Source organism: Alistipes sp. HGB5 (assembly GCF_000183485.2).
Taxonomy (GTDB): Bacteria; Bacteroidota; Bacteroidia; order Bacteroidales; family Rikenellaceae; genus Alistipes; species Alistipes finegoldii.
Genome location: NZ_AENZ01000021.1, coordinates 141526 through 160386, shown reverse-complemented (window position 1 = coordinate 160386; position 18861 = coordinate 141526). Strand labels below are relative to the sequence as shown.

At 59.6% G+C, this 18861-nt stretch carries 13 protein-coding genes; 10 read left to right on the top strand and 3 right to left on the bottom strand.

Going from position 1 to position 18861, the window contains the following annotated elements:
* Together HMPREF9720_RS03970 and HMPREF9720_RS03960 are read left to right on the top strand one after the other, a co-directional pair.
* Positions 1-3036: hypothetical protein (locus HMPREF9720_RS03970; RefSeq protein ID WP_050805072.1), on the top strand; the 3036-nt coding region annotated here is incomplete at its 5' end.
* A 454-nt stretch (positions 3037-3490) separates the two neighbouring features.
* Positions 3491-5521 carry a glycoside hydrolase family 2 protein gene (locus tag HMPREF9720_RS03960; protein ID WP_039939766.1) on the top strand — a complete coding sequence of 677 codons (2031 nt, stop codon included), beginning with the start codon at positions 3491-3493 and terminating at the stop codon, positions 5519-5521.
* Here HMPREF9720_RS03960 and HMPREF9720_RS03955 read toward each other — a convergent pair.
* Complete coding sequence (locus HMPREF9720_RS03955) at positions 5445-6047, bottom strand: WbqC family protein (protein WP_014775190.1); 603 nt, start codon at positions 6045-6047, stop codon at positions 5445-5447. The two genes, HMPREF9720_RS03960 and HMPREF9720_RS03955, sit on opposite strands and share 77 nt — an antisense overlap.
* A complete protein-coding gene (ispG, locus tag HMPREF9720_RS03950) occupies positions 6044-7525 on the bottom strand; it encodes a (E)-4-hydroxy-3-methylbut-2-enyl-diphosphate synthase (protein ID WP_009596898.1) in 1482 nt (493 codons plus the stop codon). The genes HMPREF9720_RS03955 and ispG overlap by 4 nt, the downstream gene beginning before the upstream one ends.
* 257 nt (positions 7526-7782) lie before the next feature.
* On the opposite strand from ispG, the gene bla reads away from it, so the two are divergent.
* From bla to HMPREF9720_RS03930, 4 genes are all read left to right on the top strand, one after another.
* Positions 7783-8697, top strand: coding sequence for a subclass B1 metallo-beta-lactamase (gene bla, locus HMPREF9720_RS03945; protein WP_009596813.1), 915 nt, complete (start codon positions 7783-7785; stop codon positions 8695-8697).
* A 119-nt stretch (positions 8698-8816) separates the two neighbouring features.
* Entirely contained in the window at positions 8817-10925 is a 2109-nt protein-coding gene (recG, locus tag HMPREF9720_RS03940) for an ATP-dependent DNA helicase RecG (protein WP_009596921.1), read from the top strand.
* Positions 10926-10967: 42 nt separating this feature from the next.
* On the top strand, positions 10968-11765 hold the full coding sequence (locus tag HMPREF9720_RS03935) for a DUF3108 domain-containing protein (RefSeq protein WP_009596913.1): 798 nt from the start codon (positions 10968-10970) through the stop codon (positions 11763-11765).
* A 76-nt stretch (positions 11766-11841) separates the two neighbouring features.
* Positions 11842-12780 carry a hypothetical protein gene (locus HMPREF9720_RS03930; protein WP_014775192.1) on the top strand — a complete coding sequence of 313 codons (939 nt, stop codon included), beginning with the start codon at positions 11842-11844 and terminating at the stop codon, positions 12778-12780.
* A 295-nt stretch (positions 12781-13075) separates the two neighbouring features.
* Here HMPREF9720_RS03930 and HMPREF9720_RS03925 read toward each other — a convergent pair whose 3' ends face one another.
* Positions 13076-14080 (bottom strand): ROK family protein, encoded by a 1005-nt coding sequence (locus tag HMPREF9720_RS03925; protein WP_009596926.1) that lies wholly within the window; start codon positions 14078-14080, stop codon positions 13076-13078.
* Positions 14081-14200: 120 nt separating this feature from the next.
* Between HMPREF9720_RS03925 and HMPREF9720_RS03920 the strand changes: the two genes are divergently transcribed.
* The 4 genes from HMPREF9720_RS03920 (at position 14201) to HMPREF9720_RS03905 (ending at position 18761) form a co-directional block, all read left to right on the top strand.
* On the top strand, positions 14201-15172 hold the full coding sequence (locus HMPREF9720_RS03920) for a polyprenyl synthetase family protein (RefSeq protein WP_050805076.1): 972 nt from the start codon (positions 14201-14203) through the stop codon (positions 15170-15172).
* A gap of 1 nt (position 15173) precedes the next feature.
* Entirely contained in the window at positions 15174-16418 is a 1245-nt protein-coding gene (locus HMPREF9720_RS03915; protein ID WP_009596797.1) for a peptidase U32 family protein, read from the top strand.
* A gap of 203 nt (positions 16419-16621) precedes the next feature.
* The gene (locus HMPREF9720_RS03910) at positions 16622-16825 is read left to right on the top strand and encodes a hypothetical protein (protein WP_009596810.1); all 204 of its coding nucleotides are present in this window, start codon (positions 16622-16624) and stop codon (positions 16823-16825) included.
* A gap of 4 nt (positions 16826-16829) precedes the next feature.
* Complete coding sequence (locus tag HMPREF9720_RS03905) at positions 16830-18761, top strand: S9 family peptidase (protein WP_009596857.1); 1932 nt, start codon at positions 16830-16832, stop codon at positions 18759-18761.
* The last annotated feature ends 100 nt before the right edge of the window (positions 18762-18861 follow it).

Genomic DNA, 18861 nt, shown 5'->3' with positions numbered 1-18861 from the left:
AAACTCAACAACCGCCTCGACGAGTTGACCACTGGTAAAATCGCGACTTTGGAGTCGCAGCTCAGTTCGTTGCAGACATCTGTCGATAACCTGAAGAGTGCCGACGAAGCTCTCGGTAAACGGATCGACGAACTAAAGAGTGATGCAGATGCCAATGCCAAGGACATCGAGGCTTTGGAGAAGGCACAGGAACAACTCCAGAAGGACATCGAAGCTATCGAAAAAGACCTTTCGGACAATTATGTTACGAAAAGCTATCTGAACACGACGCTTTCTTCGTATGCGACTACCAAATACGTGGGTGACGCCGTAGCGGCCGTAACGCAGAACCTTGGCAAATTTACGACGGAGAAGGCTATTCAGGATGCCATCAATGCAGCAAAAGACGCAGCTATAAAGGCTGCCGGCGACGCCTGCAAGGATGCATTCCAGACTTCGTTCGATGCTGCCGTCGCTTCGGCCAACCTCGTGAACGAGACCAAGCTGACCAAGGCGATCGACGATTACGATGTAAAAATCAAGCAATATCTTGAAGATGCCGTAACGAAAGAGGACGGTTTCATCAACAAGGCTATTGCTCAGGCTGTAAGTGACGCTGTCGCAGACCTGCAAGCCATGATTTCAGGCCGTCTGACCAGCGTGCTGCTGATTCCCGACCTTTATGTCGGCGGCATCGAGACCATCGAGTTGAAATCGTTGTCGTATGAAGCTTGGAAAGTCACCTCGACCGCATCGGCCGAGACCGTGGCACAAGGTTCGACGACTTCTACGACCGCAGCTTCGGCTACTTCGGTACGCTACAACGTAAGCCCCTCGGTCGTTACGAAAGAGGATGTCAAAGAGCCGAGCTTCGTATTCGAAAAGGCTGAGGTTCGCACGCGTGCCGCTGTCAGCGAACAACTGCTGAGCGTCGCTTCATGGGATATCGCTGGCGGCGTGCTGACCGTAGACGTGAAGAAGACTGCAGGCACCGCTCTTACGCTGGATGCTAACCATGTTTACACGGCTGCTCTGAAAGTACCCCTCGCAGACAAATACCTCGGCGAAGGCGAAGTAGGCACTGCTGTATATTCGGATTATGTCGCGCTGACCGAAACGGCCATCGAACCGAAAATCGCAGCTCTGATCGACCTGAACTCTGGTAAAGCGACAGATGGCAAGTTCGAGTGCGACGAAACTGCAACCCACTATCATTTCTCGGCTAAATACGAGGATGCACAGGCTGCCGATCCTTCGTTCACCGAAGCATACAACAAACCGATCGACCTGCTGTCGATGGTTACCGGCTGCTATATCGATAACGACGAAGCCAAGGAAATCACCAAAGAGACACTGAAAGCCGCCGGCCTTGAGTTCCGTTTCGCACTGCCGACCAAGCCTTATACGGTAGGTGACAACGATACCGACCAGCAGAAATTCGCCAGCGTAGCCAATACGGACGGCGCATGGACGCTGACCTCGAAACTGCCCGACGGAACGACCAACAACCAAGCAGCCATCGACAAGACGCCGATCGTTCGCGTCGAGCTGGTTGACGTAAACAACAAGAACGCCGTCGTCGATGTCCGTTATTTCAAGGTGCAGTGGCTGAGGGAGAAGATCGCTCCGGTTGATCTGGAGATTCTCAAGACGTTCAACTACACGCTGACTTGCAACGCTTTCACCGGTTCGTTCACTTGGGAAGAGATGGTTACCAAGGTGCTCGGCAAGCTCGGTGAGAATGGTCTGTCGCAGGCTGAGTTCATCGCAACCTATGCCGCACCCGAAATTACCGCAACCGACCATACCGTGGGTACAGTGGCTCAGGCTGCTGCCGATGGTGTCGAGCTGGTTTACAATTTCGATGCCGCCGCTGCCGAGTCTGCTGCCGCCTTCACATGGACGCTGTCGCCTGAGCAGATCGGCAATGTGATCGCAGACCTGATCGCCGGCAAGGAAGTGAAGAAGGTTGTCAATGTGACGATTCCCGCACAGAACGCATATCAGGGCAAACTCACTTTCTCGTTCGTTGTGAACATTAAGAAGCCGACCCTGCCTTCGATCTACGGTTACGACTCCTCGTTCTGGCACTCGGATTACACGCTGGCATATGTTTATCCCATCCAGTACAATACGCCCGGTGCATATGCGACCTGCGCATACCGTTATGAACTCGACCGTCTGTTCTCCGACAGCAAACCTGTCAAAGATATGCTTCCCTGCGGCAAATGGGATATCCAGTTCGCCAAGAAACAGCCTGCTACGGGTTACGCTCCCGCACTGACTGGCAACACCGAACCTGCCGGCGAAACCGACAAGACGGGTTACACGCTGAAAAAGGGCGCTTTGGATGCCGTTCAGCTCAACTACAACGGTATGGGTGACAACTGGTACGCTCCGGAAACCACGAACACGGGCGCCGTAAACGCTGCTGCCGCTGCTGACATCACCGTACAGGTACTCAACAACGAAGCCGGCATCGGTATCCTGAAACAGCAGGCTACGCTCAAGGTTTGGGCTGCAATCAATCCCTACAACCACATTGAACTGACCGACTTCAATGTCTACTTCGTCGAACCTCTTAAGATCAACACCGAGCTGACCAATGCATACTTCGTAGACCAGATTATCAGCGGGTCCGAGGTTGACTGTTCGAAAGCCTTCACGATGACCGACTTCAAGGACTACATCGTGGCTGAGGTGACGACCGGTACGGGCGAGAAGGAGAAATATGCTGCCGAACTCTATGCCTACTATGCAGTGAATGCTCCCGCATGGGACCTTGCAAATGCCAAGACCAACCTGAAGAAGGATGCCAACGGCAACTACGTAGTGGATGAAGCGATCACCGCAGAGACTGCCAAGATCAAGGCTGCAGACCGTTTCGGTGTGAACTGCATCACTAAGAATGGCTCGAAGCTCGTCTTCAAGAATATCAACGGCGTGAAGGTCGAGAAGACCGTCAAGCTCTTCATTCCGGTTACCGTCAGCCACAAGTGGGGTACGATGACCGCCAACGTGACGATCGAGCTGCACCCCGAAGAGCCTGCTAACTAATCCCCCTTTCCCGCTATTCCGGCGCCGTCCTTCGGGGCGGTGCCGGGAACGCGGGAAATCAAATCCCCAAAGCAGGAACAGCACATCCCAAAGTTTTTTTGGTTAACAACAACTCCCATTTCAAGTAACATTCCTGCTTGCGGCAGACCGAAGAGGCGCGGTCTGCCGCTTTTTTTATCCGGAATCTCCGCAATATTCTTCCGTCTCTCCGGCACACTGCGGCCGCCGGCACGGACTCCGCCGCCGGCCGGGCCGTCTGTCCGGCCAATCGCCGTTTCGAAATCCGCCCCGCAATACGTCTGGGAGGTCCGCAGACGGCGGTTATCCGGCTGTCGGCCCCCGTCCGACAACGGCTTCGCGCCCGACGGCATCCGGCGGCGTGCATCTCAAAAATTTGATTTTGAACCGATGTTGTATTATCTTTGCATGCGGACGCATAATAAATTCGGGAACCATGAAAAGATACATAGCAACACTCTTGCTCCTTGCCGCCTGCGCTTCGGTGCAGGCCCGCGAGGTATTTCCGCTCAACGAAGGATGGCGTTTCTTCTTCAAGTCGGAGAACAGCAGCGACAACGCCCGGCACGTAACCCTGCCCCACACATGGAATACCGACACGGGAGCCTGCGGTTATTTCCTCGAAACGACAGCCAATTATCAGAACGACATGTACGTACCCGCCGAATGGGCATCGAAACGGTTGTTCGTGAAGTTCTACGGCGTGCAGAACGTCGCCGACCTCTTCGTGAACGGCTATCATGTCGGCGCACACCGCGGCGGGTCCACGGCCTTCACCTTCGAAATCACCGACAAGATACGCTTCGGCGAGGACAATGCGCTGCTGGTCGTGGTGAGCAACAACAGCCGCGACGACGTGCTCCCCGCTTCGACCGACATGAATCTTTACGGCGGCATCTACCGCGAAGCGGAGCTGATCCTGACCGGAAAGACGGCCGTTTCACCGCTCCACCTCGGTTCGGAGGGCGTACTCGTGCGCCAGAATTCGGTCACCAGCGCGCTGGTCGAAGGCGAGGCGGAGATATATCTCACCTCGGCGGGCGAAAGCACCTGCATGCTGACGCTCGACATCACGGCCCCGGACGGACGCAAAGTCTTCACCAAACGGCAGAAAACCCGTCTCGACGGCAGACCCGTCGTCATCCCCTTCTCGATCGCCGATCCGCAGTTGTGGAGCCCCTCCTCTCCGGCGCTCTACCGGGTAACGGCCAGCATCGGCGAAGAGACCGTAACGGACAGCGTGACGGTACGCACGGGTTTCCGGAACATTCAGGTAACCACGGCGGGCGGCCTTACGATCAACGGCGAGCGCATTCCGGTTCATGGCGTGACGCTCTACCACGACAACGCCATTTCGGGCGGCGCGGTTCTGGCGCAGGATTACGACGCCGACCTGCAGCAGATCCGCGATCTGGGAGCCAACGCCCTGCGTTCGGCCGTCATGCCCCACGCGCAGTATCTCTACGACCGCTGCGACGAGCAGGGCCTGCTGGTCTGGGTAGACTCTCCGCTGCACCGCTCCTCGTTTCTGGGAGACGTGGCCTACTTCGCCACGCCGCAGTTCGAGCAGAACGGCATACAGCAGCTGCAGGAGATCATCGCCCAGAACTACAACCACCCTTCGGTGGTGATGTGGGGCATCTTCTCGCGGCTCTGGATGCGCGGCGACGACGTGACGCCCTACCTGCGCCGGCTCAACGACACGGCGCACGCAATGGACCGTTCGCGTCCGACGGTGGCGTGCAGCGACCAGAACGGTGGCCTCAACTTTATCACCGACCTGATCGTCTGGCGGCAGGACGTCGGCTGGCGCAAAGGCTCGACCGACGACGTGGCCGTATGGCGCAACCAGCTGCAGAAGAACTGGTCCAACCTCCGTTCGGGCGTATGTTACGGAGGCAGCGGCTTCATCGGCCACAAGAGCTACACGGCGCAGGCCGCACCCCGCTCGAACTGGATGCCCGAAGAGCGCCAGACGCGCTTCCACGAGGAATACGTGAAGAACCTGCAGAACGATTCGCTCTTCTGGGGTACGTGGATCAACAACATGTTCGATTACGGTTCGGCGCGCCGTCCCTACGGCATCAACGGCGAGGGGCTGGTGACGATCGACCGCCGCGAGCGCAAGGACGCATACTACTTATACAGGGCTTTGTGGAACGAACGGAAGCCGACGCTGCATATCGTCGACAAGCGGCGCAGCCTGCGCGACCGCAACCGGCAGGCGTTCAGCGTCTATTCGTCGGTCGGAGCGCCTACGCTGTTCGTGGGCGCAGACACCGTGGCAATGACCCAATACGCCGCCTGCCAGTACCGTTCCGACTCGGTGGAAATACAGGGTATCGTGCAGGTGAAAGCAGTGGCCGGGGAGCAGTGCGACAGCGTAACGCTCAGAGTCGGCAACGTGCTAAAACCGAAGCGGCAGCCGGTCCCTCGGCGAACAGCAGGTCCGCAACAGACAAATTAGGCTGGAAAGGCATGCGGTCGGAAAAGACCTGCACATAGGTTTCGGCGATAAACGCCGGACCCTCTTTTTTGCGCTTGGGACGCAGGTCGAGGTCCCCGGCGGCGGCATCGACATAGCTCTCGGAAAAGTCCGGCATCGGGACATGCGTCAGCGAACAGAGCAGTTCGAGCAGTCCGCGGTTGTAATCGGCCAGAAATCCGTACTCCCGGCGGTAGAAAGGCTCGAAATATTCGGCGTAGAAATCAAAATAGGGCGATCCCTTGTACGAAGCGACCAGCGCGCCCCAATGCTGATGCTGCCAGCGTTTCGAATAGTCGATCCGCACATCGCGCACCGGCTGGCGGGGCCGGTTGGCATTGCGCACATGCACCGTCAGCTCCATCACGCCGTCGGTGGCGAGGATGCGGGCGCGGTTGCGCTCCGAACGCTTCACGAAGTGTTCGCCCAGATCGACGACGCACCCTCCGCGCAGCAGGTGCGCGAAGTACTCGACCGAGGGGAGGTATGCCAAGGGCAGAACGGTCATGGCTCCACCCAGTCGCCGTTGTCCCGGATCAGTTCGACGAGCCGGTCGAGCGCCTCCTCCTGCGGTATGTTGCGCTCGACGACCGTACGGCCCTTGTAGAGCGTGATGCGCCCCGGAGCAGCGCCCACGTAGCCGTAATCGGCGTCGGCCATCTCGCCGGGACCGTTCACGATACAGCCCATGACGCCGATCTTGAGGTTTTTCAGATGCGACGTGCGCGACTTGACGGCGGCGAGGGTCTTCTCGATGTCGTAAAGCGTGCGGCCGCAGCTCGGACAGGCGATATATTCGGTGTGCGAGAAGCGCACGCGCGCCGCCTGCAGGATCATCAGCTCGATATTGCGGATCTCTTCCTCCGCGAAGCCCGGCGCGTCGATCCAGATGCCGTCGGCCAGCCCGTCGAGAAACAGCACGCCCAGATCGGCGGCGGCCTTGACAGCTAGCGTCTCCGGCGAAGTCTCCCCGTAACGGCGTTTGACCACGACGGGCCGGGGCGTGTCGAGGTTCAGGATCGCAGCCCGCAGTTCGGCCGTCGGATTCTCCGACACGGCTTCGATCACGCAAAAGCCCTCCAGCGGCTCGGTGTGGACGACCGGCACCGCGACGTTCGTACGGCGGCGGTATTCGGTCGGCGAATAGCGTTCGGGATGCAGTACGGGGAATTTGCCCGGCCGCCGGGCGAAATGCTTCACCAGCAGTTCGGCGACGGGGATTTCGTTTTCGGGCGCTTCGGTCAGCGAAACGCGGATCGTATCGCCGATGCCGTCGGCCATCAGCGCCCCGATGCCCACGGCGCTCTTGATGCGCCCCTCGATGCCGTTTCCGGCCTCGGTAACGCCCAGATGAATCGGATAGTGCATATCTTCGGCGTCCATCGCTTCGACCAAGAGACGATAGGCGGCGACCATGACCCGCGTATTGCTCGACTTCATCGACACGACGACCTGATCGAACCCCTGCGCCTTGCAGACCCGCAGAAACTCCATCGCCGAGACGACCATGCCCTGCGGCGTATCGCCCCAGCGGTCGAAAACGCGCTTCGAGAGCGACCCGTGATTGACACCGATGCGCAGTGCGACGCCCCGCTCGCGGCATTGGGCGATCAGCGCCTCCAGCTCGCCGTGATCCGTACGGTAATTGCCCGGATTGATGCGCACCTTGTCGACATATTTCGCGGCGATGGCGGCGACCTCCGGCACGAAGTGGATGTCGGCGACGATCGCCGTGTCGAAACCGTCCTCACGCACTCTCCGTACAATGTTTGCGAGGTTCTCGCCCTCGCGGCGGCCCTGCGCCGTGAGACGCACGATCCCGCCTCCGGCACGGTCGATCCGCTCGATCTGGGCCGCGCAGGCTTCGGTATCGTTGGTGTCGGTATTGGTCATCGACTGTACGGCGACAGGATGCCCGCCGCCGATCACGACCCGCCCGATGCGCACTTCGCCGCTCGGACGGCGGCTGTATTCCGAAAGATTCATAATCGTTCACGCTTGCAACGCAGCGGACCGCACCGTCCCGTCGCAGCGCCGGATTGCTCCGAATACTGCCGGGACACGGCCTGTCCGTGCGAAAATATCTTTGACAAAGACAGTGCAAGTCGAGCGCAGAGCCGAAAATCGGCTATGCCGAGACGCCGCCTGTCTAAGCCGGAGTTTATCTTCGGCAAAGATAACACACAATTTTGCGAACTGCGAATAATTCGCTATATTTCGAAGAATCCCCAATCCTGCGCACCATGAAACCCACCCTCCGGAAACGTCTTTCCTACCTCCTGCTGGCGCTGCTGGACTTCGCATCCGCCTGCGACAGGGAGCCGGTGGATCGAAACAGCGCCGGAAATAGTATCTTTGCTGCCGAAATACAACCTGTCATCATGCCCAAAAACATGTCCGCACTCCGACCTTTCCTCTTTGCACTGCTGCTCGCGGCGACGGCAGCGGCCTGCACGTTCCGACGCATCGACATCGGAAACGACATAACCGTCCAACGCCTTGCCGAAGGCATCTATCTCTACACGGCCGTCGATGAGATCGAGGGCTACGGTCCCGTGCCGTCGAACGGCGTTCTGATCGTACGCGAGGGCGAAGCCGTCCTGCTCGACACCCCCGTCGGCGATGCGCAGACCAAGACGCTGACCGACTGGGCGGCCGAAACGCTCCGCGCCTGCGTCACGACGTTCGTGCCCAACCACTGGCACAGCGACTGCATGGGCGGGCTGGGCTATCTCAAAACGCTGGGCGTGAAGTCCTATGCCCACCGCCTCACCCACAGCATCGCGCAAAGGGAGGGCAAGCCCGTTCCCGACATCGGTTTCGGCGACTCGCTGCGGCTCGACCTGCACGGCACGGAGATTAGGTGCTATTATTTCGGCGGCGGACACAGCGAGGACAACATCGCCGTATGGATTCCGTCGGCAAAACTGCTTTTCGCGGGCTGCATGGTCAAGGAGATGGCGGCGCAGAACGCGGGCAACCTCTCGGACGCCGTCCCGGCAGCGTGGCCCGCGACGCTGGACAGCCTGCTCGTGCGGTTCCCCGACGCGCGGATCGTCGTGCCGGGGCACGGCGCCCCCGGCGGACCCGAACTGATCCGCCACACCAAAGCGCTGCTCTCCGAAGCAGCTTCAACAGACAATCGGCGGAAAGAATAAAGGAAAACACTGCGGGGATTATCCGTTTTTTCGCATATTTTCGGAATATCGGATGCGTTTCGGACTTGTCCGAAAATAAATTTTTCGTTTTGTCGCCCGACTTTCATTATATTTGTCGTGTGGAGTATCTGGACAACGATATAAAATACGTAGGCGGCGTCGGCGAAGCGCGCGCCCGGCTTCTGGACAAGGAGCTGGGCATCCGCACGCTGGGCGACATGCTGAGCCACTATCCGTTCCGCTACATCGACCGCACGAAAGTCTACCGCATCGCCGAAATCACCGAGGGCGCGCCCACGCTCCTGCAGTTCCGCGCCCGCATAACGGGGGTGGCCTATGCCGGTACGGGGCGTAAAAAACGCTTCACGGCCTACGTACAGGACCCGACGGGATCGGCCGAACTGGTGTGGTTTCAGGGCATCAAATGGATCGAAAAACGCGTCGAAGTCGGACGCGAGTACCTCATCTTCGGACGTCCGTCGTTCTACCGCGGACTTCTGTCGATGGCGCATCCCGAACTGGAGACCATGGAGCAGGCCCTTTCGCGCAAGGCCGAAAGCGGCATGCAGGGCATCTATCCCTCGACCGAGAAACTCTCGAACGTGCTCGGCGCCAAAGGCATGTACCAGATCATCTGCAACACATGGGCGCTGGTCAAGGACCATATCACGGACTGCATGCCCGAAGCGGTGCGCGCCCGCTACGGACTGATCCCGCTGCGCGACGCCTACTACAACATCCACTTCCCGCAGTCGGCCGAAATGCTCAGGCAGGCGCAGTACCGGCTCAAGTTCGACGAACTGCTGGGCATCCAGCTCAACGTCCAGTCGCGCCGCACGGAACGTCTGTCGAAGAACAACGGCTTTCTGTTCATGAAGGTCGGCGGGGTCTTCAACACCTTCTACAACGAAAAGCTCCCCTTCCCGCTCACCGGCGCGCAGAAGCGCGTCGTCAAGGAGATCCGTCAGGACACCGTGACGGGATTCCAGATGAACCGGCTGCTGCAGGGCGACGTGGGTAGCGGCAAGACCCTCGTGGCGCTGATGTCGATGCTGCTGGCCGTGGACAACGGCTTTCAGGCCTGCATGATGGCCCCGACCGAAATCCTCGCCCGCCAGCACTTCGCGACGATCACGCGCATGCTCGAAGGCATGGACGTGAAGACGGCGGTCCTGACCGGATCGTCGAAGGTCAAGGAGCGCCGGCTGGCGCTCGAAGGGATCGCGTCGGGCGAAGTGGACATCCTCATCGGCACGCACGCCCTGATCGAAGACCGGGTGCAGTTCGCCAACCTCGGATTCGTGGTGATCGACGAACAGCACCGCTTCGGCGTGGAGCAGCGCGCCCGGCTCTGGACCAAGAACGAACAGCCGCCCCATATCCTCGTGATGACCGCCACACCGATTCCCCGCACGCTGGCCATGACCCTGTACGGCGATCTGGACGTCTCGGTGATCGACGAGCTGCCCCCCGGACGCCGTCCGATCAAGACCGTACATTACACCGATGCGGCGCGCCTGCGCCTGTTCGGATTCATGAAGCAGGAGATCGCCAAAGGACGGCAGGTGTACGTGGTCTATCCGCTCATCAAGGAGTCCGAGGCGATGGACTACAAGGATCTGACGGACGGTTACGAAGCCATCTCACGCGATTTCCCGCTGCCCGATTACGTCACCACGATCTGCCACGGCAAGATGAAGCCCGCCGACAAGGAGGAGTCGATGCGCCAGTTCAAGTCGGGCGAAGCCGACATCATGGTCGCCACATCGGTCATCGAAGTCGGCGTGGACGTGCCCAACGCCACGGTGATGGTCATCGAGTCGGCCGAGCGGTTCGGACTCTCGCAGCTGCACCAGCTGCGCGGACGCGTGGGCCGCGGCGGCGAACAGTCCTACTGCATCCTCATGTCGGGCGAAAAGCTCTCGAAGGAGTCACGGGCGCGCCTGCAGGCCATGTGCGAGACCAACGACGGCTTCCGGCTGGCGGAACTCGACCTCAAGCTGCGGGGCGCCGGAGACATCAACGGCACGCTCCAGAGCGGCATGGCATTTGATCTGAAAATCGCCAATCCCACGCTCGACGTGCAGATACTCACCGTCTCGCGCGAAGCGGCGGCGGCCATCCTGACCGCCGACCGCGATCTCTCGCTCCCGGAACACCGCGGACTGCAGGAGCTGAGGCGGAAGTATTCGGGACAAGAAGAGATTGATTTTTCCATGATTTCGTAATATTTCAAAACCACCGAACGTTTATCCTAAAAAACCCTGTCCATGAAACGATTGCTTATCACGATACTATTCCTTTCGGCCGTCCTGCCCCTCCCGGCCCAGCTCTACCATCCGGGCGAGCAGCTCTTCTACCGCGTGAGCTACAAGGCCAAGATGTTCCCTAACACCGAGGTCGGCGCCGTGGAGGTCAAGACCAGCGACAGCGAAATCGCCGGCCGCAAATACTACAAGGTCGAGGGCATCGGCCGCACGCTGCCCACCTACCGCTGGTTCTTCAACCTCGAAGACATCTACACGGTATGGATCGACCCGGAGACAAAGCGCCCCGTACGTTTCGAAAGCGACCTGCACGAAGGCGACTATACGTTCCAGAGCTACTACAACTACGACTGGGAGAACAATCAGGTCTTCACCCGCTGGCGCCGCCGCCAGAAACCCTATCAGGAGAAAACCATGCCGCTGACGCCCGAAAGCATGGACGCCATCGCGCTCTTCTTCACCATGCGCGGATCCGACGCCGACAGCTTCAAGCCCGGCGAGCCGGCGACGCTCCAGATGGTGCTTCAGGACACGATCCGGCACCTGAGCTACCGCTTCATCAACCGCGAGACAAAGAAAATCCGCAACATGGGCAAATTCAAGACCCTGAAGTTCGAATGCCAGCTGGGCACCACCGAAGGATTCTCGTTTACCGACGGCACGGTCTTCACGCTCTGGATCTCGGACGACGAGAACAAAATCCCGCTTTACATCGAATCGCCCGTGCGCGTGGGCAGCATCAACGCCTATATTTCGGGCTACAAAGGGCTTAAATACCCGATGACGAGCCTGATAAAATAAAAATTTTATATCTTTGCAGAAACGAAAGTTACCCCGGCAACATCAAATTAATCCTATTTCCGAAAAACCAGCTTTTATGGAAGAAAATAAGCAAGGATACGACCCCTCGGAATTCGAGGACGACGACTACATGACTCCCCAGCCCGACGCGGGCAAATCCATCCGCGGCTACCGCATCGTCATCATCATCCTGTCGGTGATTCTGGTGGCCCTTTCGGCGCTCTATTTCAGCATCCACCGCCAGCAGATGATCGACAACCGGCTGCTGCAGAGCGACCGCGACTCGATCCAGAACGATCTGGGACGGCTGATGACCGACTTCGACAACCTGCAGGTCACCAACGACAGCATCTCGGCGGGGCTGACCATCGAACGCGACCGCGCCGACTCGCTGATGACGCGCCTCAAGAAGGAGCGTTCGTGGAACCTCGCCAAAATCAAGCAGTACGAGAAAGAGGTAGGTACGCTGCGTACGATCATGAAGGGCTACATCCGTCAGATCGACTCGCTGAATACGCTCAACAAGAGACTCATCAGCGAAAACGTCGGCTACCGCAAGGAGATCTCGTCGGCCAAACTGCGCGCCGAAATGGCCGAGGAGAAGGCCGCCGAACTGGACAACAAGGTCCGTGTCGGCGCCGTGATCCGCGCCCGCGACATCACGCTGGCGGCGCTCAACGCCAACAGCAAACCGGTATCGCGCGTCAAGAACGCCGCCCGCCTGCGCGTGGACTTCGTGCTGACGGCCAACGAACTGGCGACGCCGGGCGAAAAGACGATCTACGTGCGCATCACCTCGCCCGACGGCTACGTGCTGACCACCGAAGCCATGCCGACCTTCGACTTCGAGGGCGAACGCCTGAGCTATTCGGCCATGCGCGAAGTGGACTACCAAAATCAGGACCTCGACGTGGGCATCTTCTACAACAGCACCGGATTCGCCGCAGGCACCTACACCGTGCAGCTCTTCTGCGAAGGCCGCCTGATCGGCACCTCGCAAATCGCCATGCGCTAACCGCGGCACCGGGGTCCGGCAATCCGCCGGCCCCCGGCTGCAACCCGCACGAACATATGAATTCCCGGTCTTCGTAGCGAAGACCGGGAATTCTGTTTTCGGCAGCACGCACGGCCTGCCGGAAAGGAAAGAGCACGCCCAACGAAACGGGCAGGAACGCAACAGAGGCGGAGGACAGCGGAAGACAGCGCCGAAACGAAATAAATAAGAGGGAGAAGTCCGCGGACTTCTCCCTCATACCCCGTAAACCGGCGGCCCGAATCGGAGCGAAACAGACCGGCCCGGCGAATACGGCTTATTTGTTCTCCTGCTGCCAGATCAGGGCCGAAGCGCCGAGAATGGCGGCGTTCTTGCCCTGAATACCGCTCGGAAGCAGTTTCACCTTGTTCTTGAATACGAAAAGCATGTTCTCTTCCATGTACCACTGCGTGGGTTCGAAGATCAGCTTGCCCGCCTTCGACAGACCTCCGAAGAGGAAAATCGCTTCGGGAGAGGTGACCGTCACCACGTCGGCCAATGCACGGCCCAGCAGCTCGCCCGTATAGCGGAAAGCCTCCAGCGCCACCGGGTCGCCCTGCTCCGCCGCAGCCGAAATCATCGACGCATCGAAGTCCGCGAAGGCAATGTCGCGCAGTTTGCTGGGCGCCGTCATCGTCGCCATCAGCTCGAAAGCCGTGCGCTTGATGCCCGTCGCCGAAACATAGGTCTCCAGACAGCCCCTGCGCCCGCAGCCGCACTCGCGGCCGTTGCGCTCGACGATGATATGACCGAACTCGCCGGCAAAACCGTCGTGTCCGTAGATCATCTCGCCGTTGGAGACGAAGCCCGAACCGAGTCCCGTGCCGAGCGTAATCATCACGAAGTCGCGCATACCTTTGGCGTTGCCGTAAATCATCTCGCCGATCGTCGCGGCATTGGCGTCGTTGGTCACCAGCACCTTCACGCCGCCGAAACATCTGCCGATATCGTCGGCCAGCGGAAAGAGACGGCGGCTCTCGTCGGGATTGGGGTCGCCCTCGCGGAATTTCCAAAGGTTGGCGGGATTCTCGACCGTACCCTTGTGGAAATTGGCGTTGGGGGCGCCGATGCCGATGCCCGTCAGCTCGTATTCGAACGAAAGACTGTCGGCCAGCGCGTGCATCGCCTGACACAAATCTTCGATGTAAGCCGGATAATCGTCTACATGGGGATATTTCTTGGTCGAAATGACCGATTCGGCATAGAGGTCGCCGTTCTCATCGACAAGGCCGAAGGCGGTGTTGATGCCGCCGATATCCACGCCGATCGCGAGTTTTTTCATAATATGTCCGGTTTAAAAAAGTTAGCAATTATCAGGTCAAAGTTAATCCAAAATTCGGCTACTCCAAACTTTTTTCCTACTTTTGGGACAGATTCCGCTCCAAAATGTAGTACTACAATGATGCAAACGAACGAGCAACTGCTCTTGGCAATCGAAAATTATCTGGCCCAGACCGAGTTCCCGGCCGAACCCGAACGTCTCTACGCACCGATCGGCTATTCGCTGGCGGGCGGCGGCAAACGCCTGCGCCCGATGCTGCTGATGCTCGCACACGGCATTTTCACCGACCGGTTTCAGGCCGCCCTGCCGGCTGCGGCCGCCGTCGAGGTGTTCCACAACTTCACGCTGCTGCACGACGACATCATGGACAACGCCGCCGTGCGCCGCGGCAAACCTTCGGTCTATGCCAAGTGGGGGCCGAGCGTGGCGATCCTTTCGGGCGACGCCATGATGATCTGCGCCTACCGCCTGCTGAGCGAAGTGCCCGCGGAGCTGCTGCCCCGGATACTGGGCACGTTCAACACCATGGCGCTCGAAGTCTGCGAAGGACAGCAGTACGACATGGACTTCGAGAGCAAACGAAAGGTCTCGGTCGTGGAATACATGCACATGATCGAACTCAAGACCTCGGTGCTGCTGGCCGGCTCGATCACCATCGGCGCCATGCTGGGCGGCGCCTCGGAGGAGGACTGCCGCAAACTGCGCCGTTTCGCCATCGAGCTGGGGCTGGCTTTCCAGCTTCAGGACGACCTGCTGGACAGCTACGGCGACGACCGGCTGGGCAAAGCCATCGGCGGCGACATCCTCGAAGGCAAGCAGACCTACCTGATGATTACGGCCATGAGCCGCGCCGACGAAGCGACGCGCGAAGCGCTGCGCACGACCCGTCTCGACGCGCGGCTGTCCGACGCCGAAAAGATCGCCGCGGTAAAATCCATTTACGACCGGCTCGACGTGCCGCGTCTGACCGAGCAGCAGATTTCGTTGCGGTTCGAGCGGGCGCTCTCGATCCTCGATACGCTGTCGGCGGACAAGGCCCGCACGCAGCGCATCCGCGAATACGCCGAAAGTCTGATAGGACGCAAAAACTGACATGCGACGTTCCGATATAGAGATCATGGCCCCCGTGGGGTCGTACGAATCGCTGGCGGCGGCCATTCAGGCCGGAGCCGATTCGGTTTACTTCGGCGTCGGCAAACTCAACATGCGCTCGGCGTCTGCCGCCAACTTCACGCTCGACGATCTGGCGAAGATCGTCGCCACGGCACGCACCGCAGGCGTGAAGACCTATCTGACGGTCAATACCATCGTCTATGAAGACGAGCTGCGGACCGTTCACGAGGTGATCGACCGCGCCAAGGCCGAGGGCATCGACGCCGTCATCGCCTCCGACTTCGCGGCGATTCTCTACGCACGGCGCATCGGCGTCGAGGTCCACATCTCGACCCAGAGCAACATCTCGAACTCCGAAGCCGTGAAATTCTTTTCGCAGTGGGCCGACACGGTGGTGCTGGCCCGCGAACTGACGCTCGAACAGGTGGCGCGGATTCACCGCGAAATCGCCGAGAACGACATCCGGGGACCGCGCGGCGAACTGGTTCAGCTCGAAATGTTCGCCCACGGCGCGCTCTGCATGTCGGTTTCGGGCAAATGCTATCTTTCGCTCTACGAGACCAACTGCTCGGCCAACCGCGGCGCATGCCGCCAGCTGTGCCGCCGCAAATACACCGTCACAGACAAGGAGACCGGCGCGGCGCTGGACGTGGACGGCCGCTACGTACTCTCGCCCAAGGACCTCTGCACGGTCGATTTTCTCGACAAGTTCATCGGCGCGGGCGTCCGGGTGCTGAAGATCGAGGGCCGGGCGCGGGGCGCGGAGTATGTCAAGCGCGTGGTGGAGTGTTACGACGAGGCGCTGCGCGCCATCGAAGCCGGGACATACACGCCCGAACTGGCCGCCGGACTGAAAGAGCGGCTCGCTACGGTCTTCAACCGCGGATTCTGGGAAGGCTACTACGCAGGACGACCCGTCGCCGAACACAGCGAACATTACGGATCGGCAGCCACGCGGCGCAAGGTCTACGTGGGCAAGGTGACCAACTTCTACAAAAGGATATCGGTGGCCGAAGTGCTGGTCGAAGCGGCTCCGCTGGCCGTGGGAGAAGAGATATTCTTCATGGGCGCCACGACGGGCGTCGCCGAACAGACGCTCGCCGAGCTGCACGACACCGACGGAAAGCCCGTCCCGTCCGTCGCTCAGGGAACCTTGTGCGCGGTACGCACCCAAGGGACGATCCGCCGCGGCGACCAGCTCTACAAATTCGTCGATGCGCAATAGCCCGCGCCGGCCGGACAGCACGTATGCCGGACGACATATATATCAAGGAAACGCCTTCGGGCGTTTTTTTCGTTACGATTTTCAGCCAGCGAAAGCACTCAGACCCGCTTATCATAAAATTTTTATCGAAAAACAATAAATTTTATTTGTTTTTCAAAATTTCTTTTGTAAGTTTGCAGTGTCGCAATTAAAAAAGACATCCTATGGAGATCGAAAAAATCATCCGCATGCTGGCCGTATTCATCGTCGTGGCCGCCTTCGCGCTCTCGGTAGCCGTCCAGCTTCTGTTCCCCGAAGTTTCGCACCTGTCCGACACGCCGCTGCTGATACTGCTGATCCTCTCGGTCTGCGCCATCTGGCGCGACGCCCTGCGCTCCGAAAAGCAAAACGAAAACACAAACGAATAATCCCATGAAAAAACTCCTTCTGTTCGCCGCAGCGGCGGCCGTTCTCGCCTCCTGCGCACCCAAGACGGCCCCTGAGCTGCCGATGGAAACCTTCTTCCGCAATTCGGAGAAGACCGGTTACCAGATATCGCCCGACGGCCGCTATTTCTCCTACATGGCGCCTTACGAAAGCCGCCGCAACATCTTCGTACAGCCCGTGGACGGCAAGCAGGCGGTGCGCATCACCTCGGAGACCGAGCGCGATCTGGCCGGATACTTCTGGGCCGGCGACAACCGCATCCTCTACCTGAAGGACACGGGCGGCGACGAGAACTACCAGCTTTACGGCGTGAACATCGACGGCAGCGACCCGAAGGCCTACACCGCCATTCCGGGCGTCCGCACGCAGATCATTGACCCGCTGGAAGAGATCGACTCGCTGATAATCATCGGCACCAACCAGCGCAATCCGATGATCTTCGACCCCTACCGGCTGAACCTCAACACGGGCGAGATGACGATGCTGTGCGAGAATCCCGGCGACATTCAGGGCTGGCAGACCGACCACAACGGCCGCCTGCGCGTGGCTTACGCCATCGTGGACGGCGTCAATTCGCAGATCCGCTACCGCGAAACCGAAGCCGAGCCTTTCCGCCCCGTGCTGACGACCAACTTCAAGGAGAGCGTCTCGTTCGCCGCCTTCACCCCCGACAACAAGCAGGTCTACGCCGTCACCAACCTCGGACGCGACAAGGTCGCCCTCGTGCTGATGGACCCCGCGACGTGCGAGGAGATCGAACAGCTCTACGTAAACGACAAATACGACTTGGACAACATCTGGTACAGCGACGCGCAGAAGAAACTGCTCGGCGTCTCCTACACCGGCCACAAAGGCACCGCGCGCCACTTCTTCGACAAGGCGACGGGCGAGATGTTCGGCCGCATGGAGAAGCACCTGCGCGGCTATGCCATCGGCATCGCCGGCTCGAACAAGGCCGAGGACAAATACATCGTCTATGCAGGCGGCGACCGCACGATGGGCACCTATTACCTCTACGACGTCGAGGCCGACACGATGACCAAGCTGGCCGACCTCGCGCCGTGGATCGAAGAGGAGCAGATGGCCGAGATGATCCCTATCAACTACACTTCGCGCGACGGTCTGGAGATCGAGGGCTACCTGACGCTGCCCGTGGGCAAGACCGTGCACAACGCCAAGAACCTGCCCGTGGTCGTGAATCCCCACGGCGGACCTTGGGCCCGCGACTACTGGGGCTTCAACCCCGAAGCGCAGTTCCTCGCCAACCGCGGCTACGCCGTGCTGCAGATGAACTTCCGCGGTTCGACGGGCTTCGGACGCAAATTCACCGAAATCGCCTACGGCAAGTGGGGCCAGACCATGCAGGACGACATCACGGACGGCGTGAACTGGCTGATCGGCAAAGGCATCGCCGATCCCGCGAAGATCGCCATCTACGGCGGCAGTTACGGCGGCTACGCCACGCTGCAGGGCATCGTGAAGGATCCCGACCTCTACGCCTGCGCCATCGACTACGTAGGTGTGTCGAACCTCTTCTCGTTCCTCGAAACCATTCCGCCCTACTGGAAACCGATGCTCGACATGATGTACGAGATGGTCGGCAACCCCGAAAAGGACGCCGAGATGCTGCGCGAGAATTCGCCGGCCCTCAACGCCGAGCGCATCAAGACCCCGCTGCTGGTGGTGCAGGGCGCCAACGACCCCCGCGTGAACATCAACGAGAGCAACCAGATGGTCGAAGCGCTGCGCAGCCGCGGCGTGCATGTGGACTACATGGTCAAGGACAACGAAGGCCACGGCTTCCACAACGAGGAGAACCGTTTCGACTTCTACCGCGCGATGGAGAAGTTCCTCGCCAAATACCTCAAGGGCGTCGAACCGCAGGGCGGGATCGTGCCGGAGAGCGACCGCAGATAAACCGGAATCACAACCAGCCACAAGCATACTACCATACCGTTTTTTAAAGTAAAAAGTTCAAATTCATAGTTGTGAGAAGGGAGGCCCGGAAATTTCCGGG

What these genes read in the sequence shown, in the direction of transcription:
- HMPREF9720_RS03915 (WP_009596797.1), top strand. Translation starts at nt 15,174, where the DNA reads ATGCGACGTTCCGATATAGAGATCATGGCCCCCGTGGGGTCGTACGAA.
- HMPREF9720_RS03930 (WP_014775192.1), top strand. Translation starts at nt 11,842, where the DNA reads ATGGAAGAAAATAAGCAAGGATACGACCCCTCGGAATTCGAGGACGAC.
- ispG (WP_009596898.1), bottom strand. Translation starts at nt 7,525, where the DNA reads ATGAATCTTTCGGAATACAGCCGCCGTCCGAGCGGCGAAGTGCGCATC.
- HMPREF9720_RS03960 (WP_039939766.1), top strand. Translation starts at nt 3,491, where the DNA reads ATGAAAAGATACATAGCAACACTCTTGCTCCTTGCCGCCTGCGCTTCG.
- bla (WP_009596813.1), top strand. Translation starts at nt 7,783, where the DNA reads ATGAAACCCACCCTCCGGAAACGTCTTTCCTACCTCCTGCTGGCGCTG.
- HMPREF9720_RS03920 (WP_050805076.1), top strand. Translation starts at nt 14,201, where the DNA reads ATGCAAACGAACGAGCAACTGCTCTTGGCAATCGAAAATTATCTGGCC.
- HMPREF9720_RS03935 (WP_009596913.1), top strand. Translation starts at nt 10,968, where the DNA reads ATGAAACGATTGCTTATCACGATACTATTCCTTTCGGCCGTCCTGCCC.
- HMPREF9720_RS03910 (WP_009596810.1), top strand. Translation starts at nt 16,622, where the DNA reads ATGGAGATCGAAAAAATCATCCGCATGCTGGCCGTATTCATCGTCGTG.
- HMPREF9720_RS03955 (WP_014775190.1), bottom strand. Translation starts at nt 6,047, where the DNA reads ATGACCGTTCTGCCCTTGGCATACCTCCCCTCGGTCGAGTACTTCGCG.
- HMPREF9720_RS03905 (WP_009596857.1), top strand. Translation starts at nt 16,830, where the DNA reads ATGAAAAAACTCCTTCTGTTCGCCGCAGCGGCGGCCGTTCTCGCCTCC.
- HMPREF9720_RS03925 (WP_009596926.1), bottom strand. Translation starts at nt 14,080, where the DNA reads ATGAAAAAACTCGCGATCGGCGTGGATATCGGCGGCATCAACACCGCC.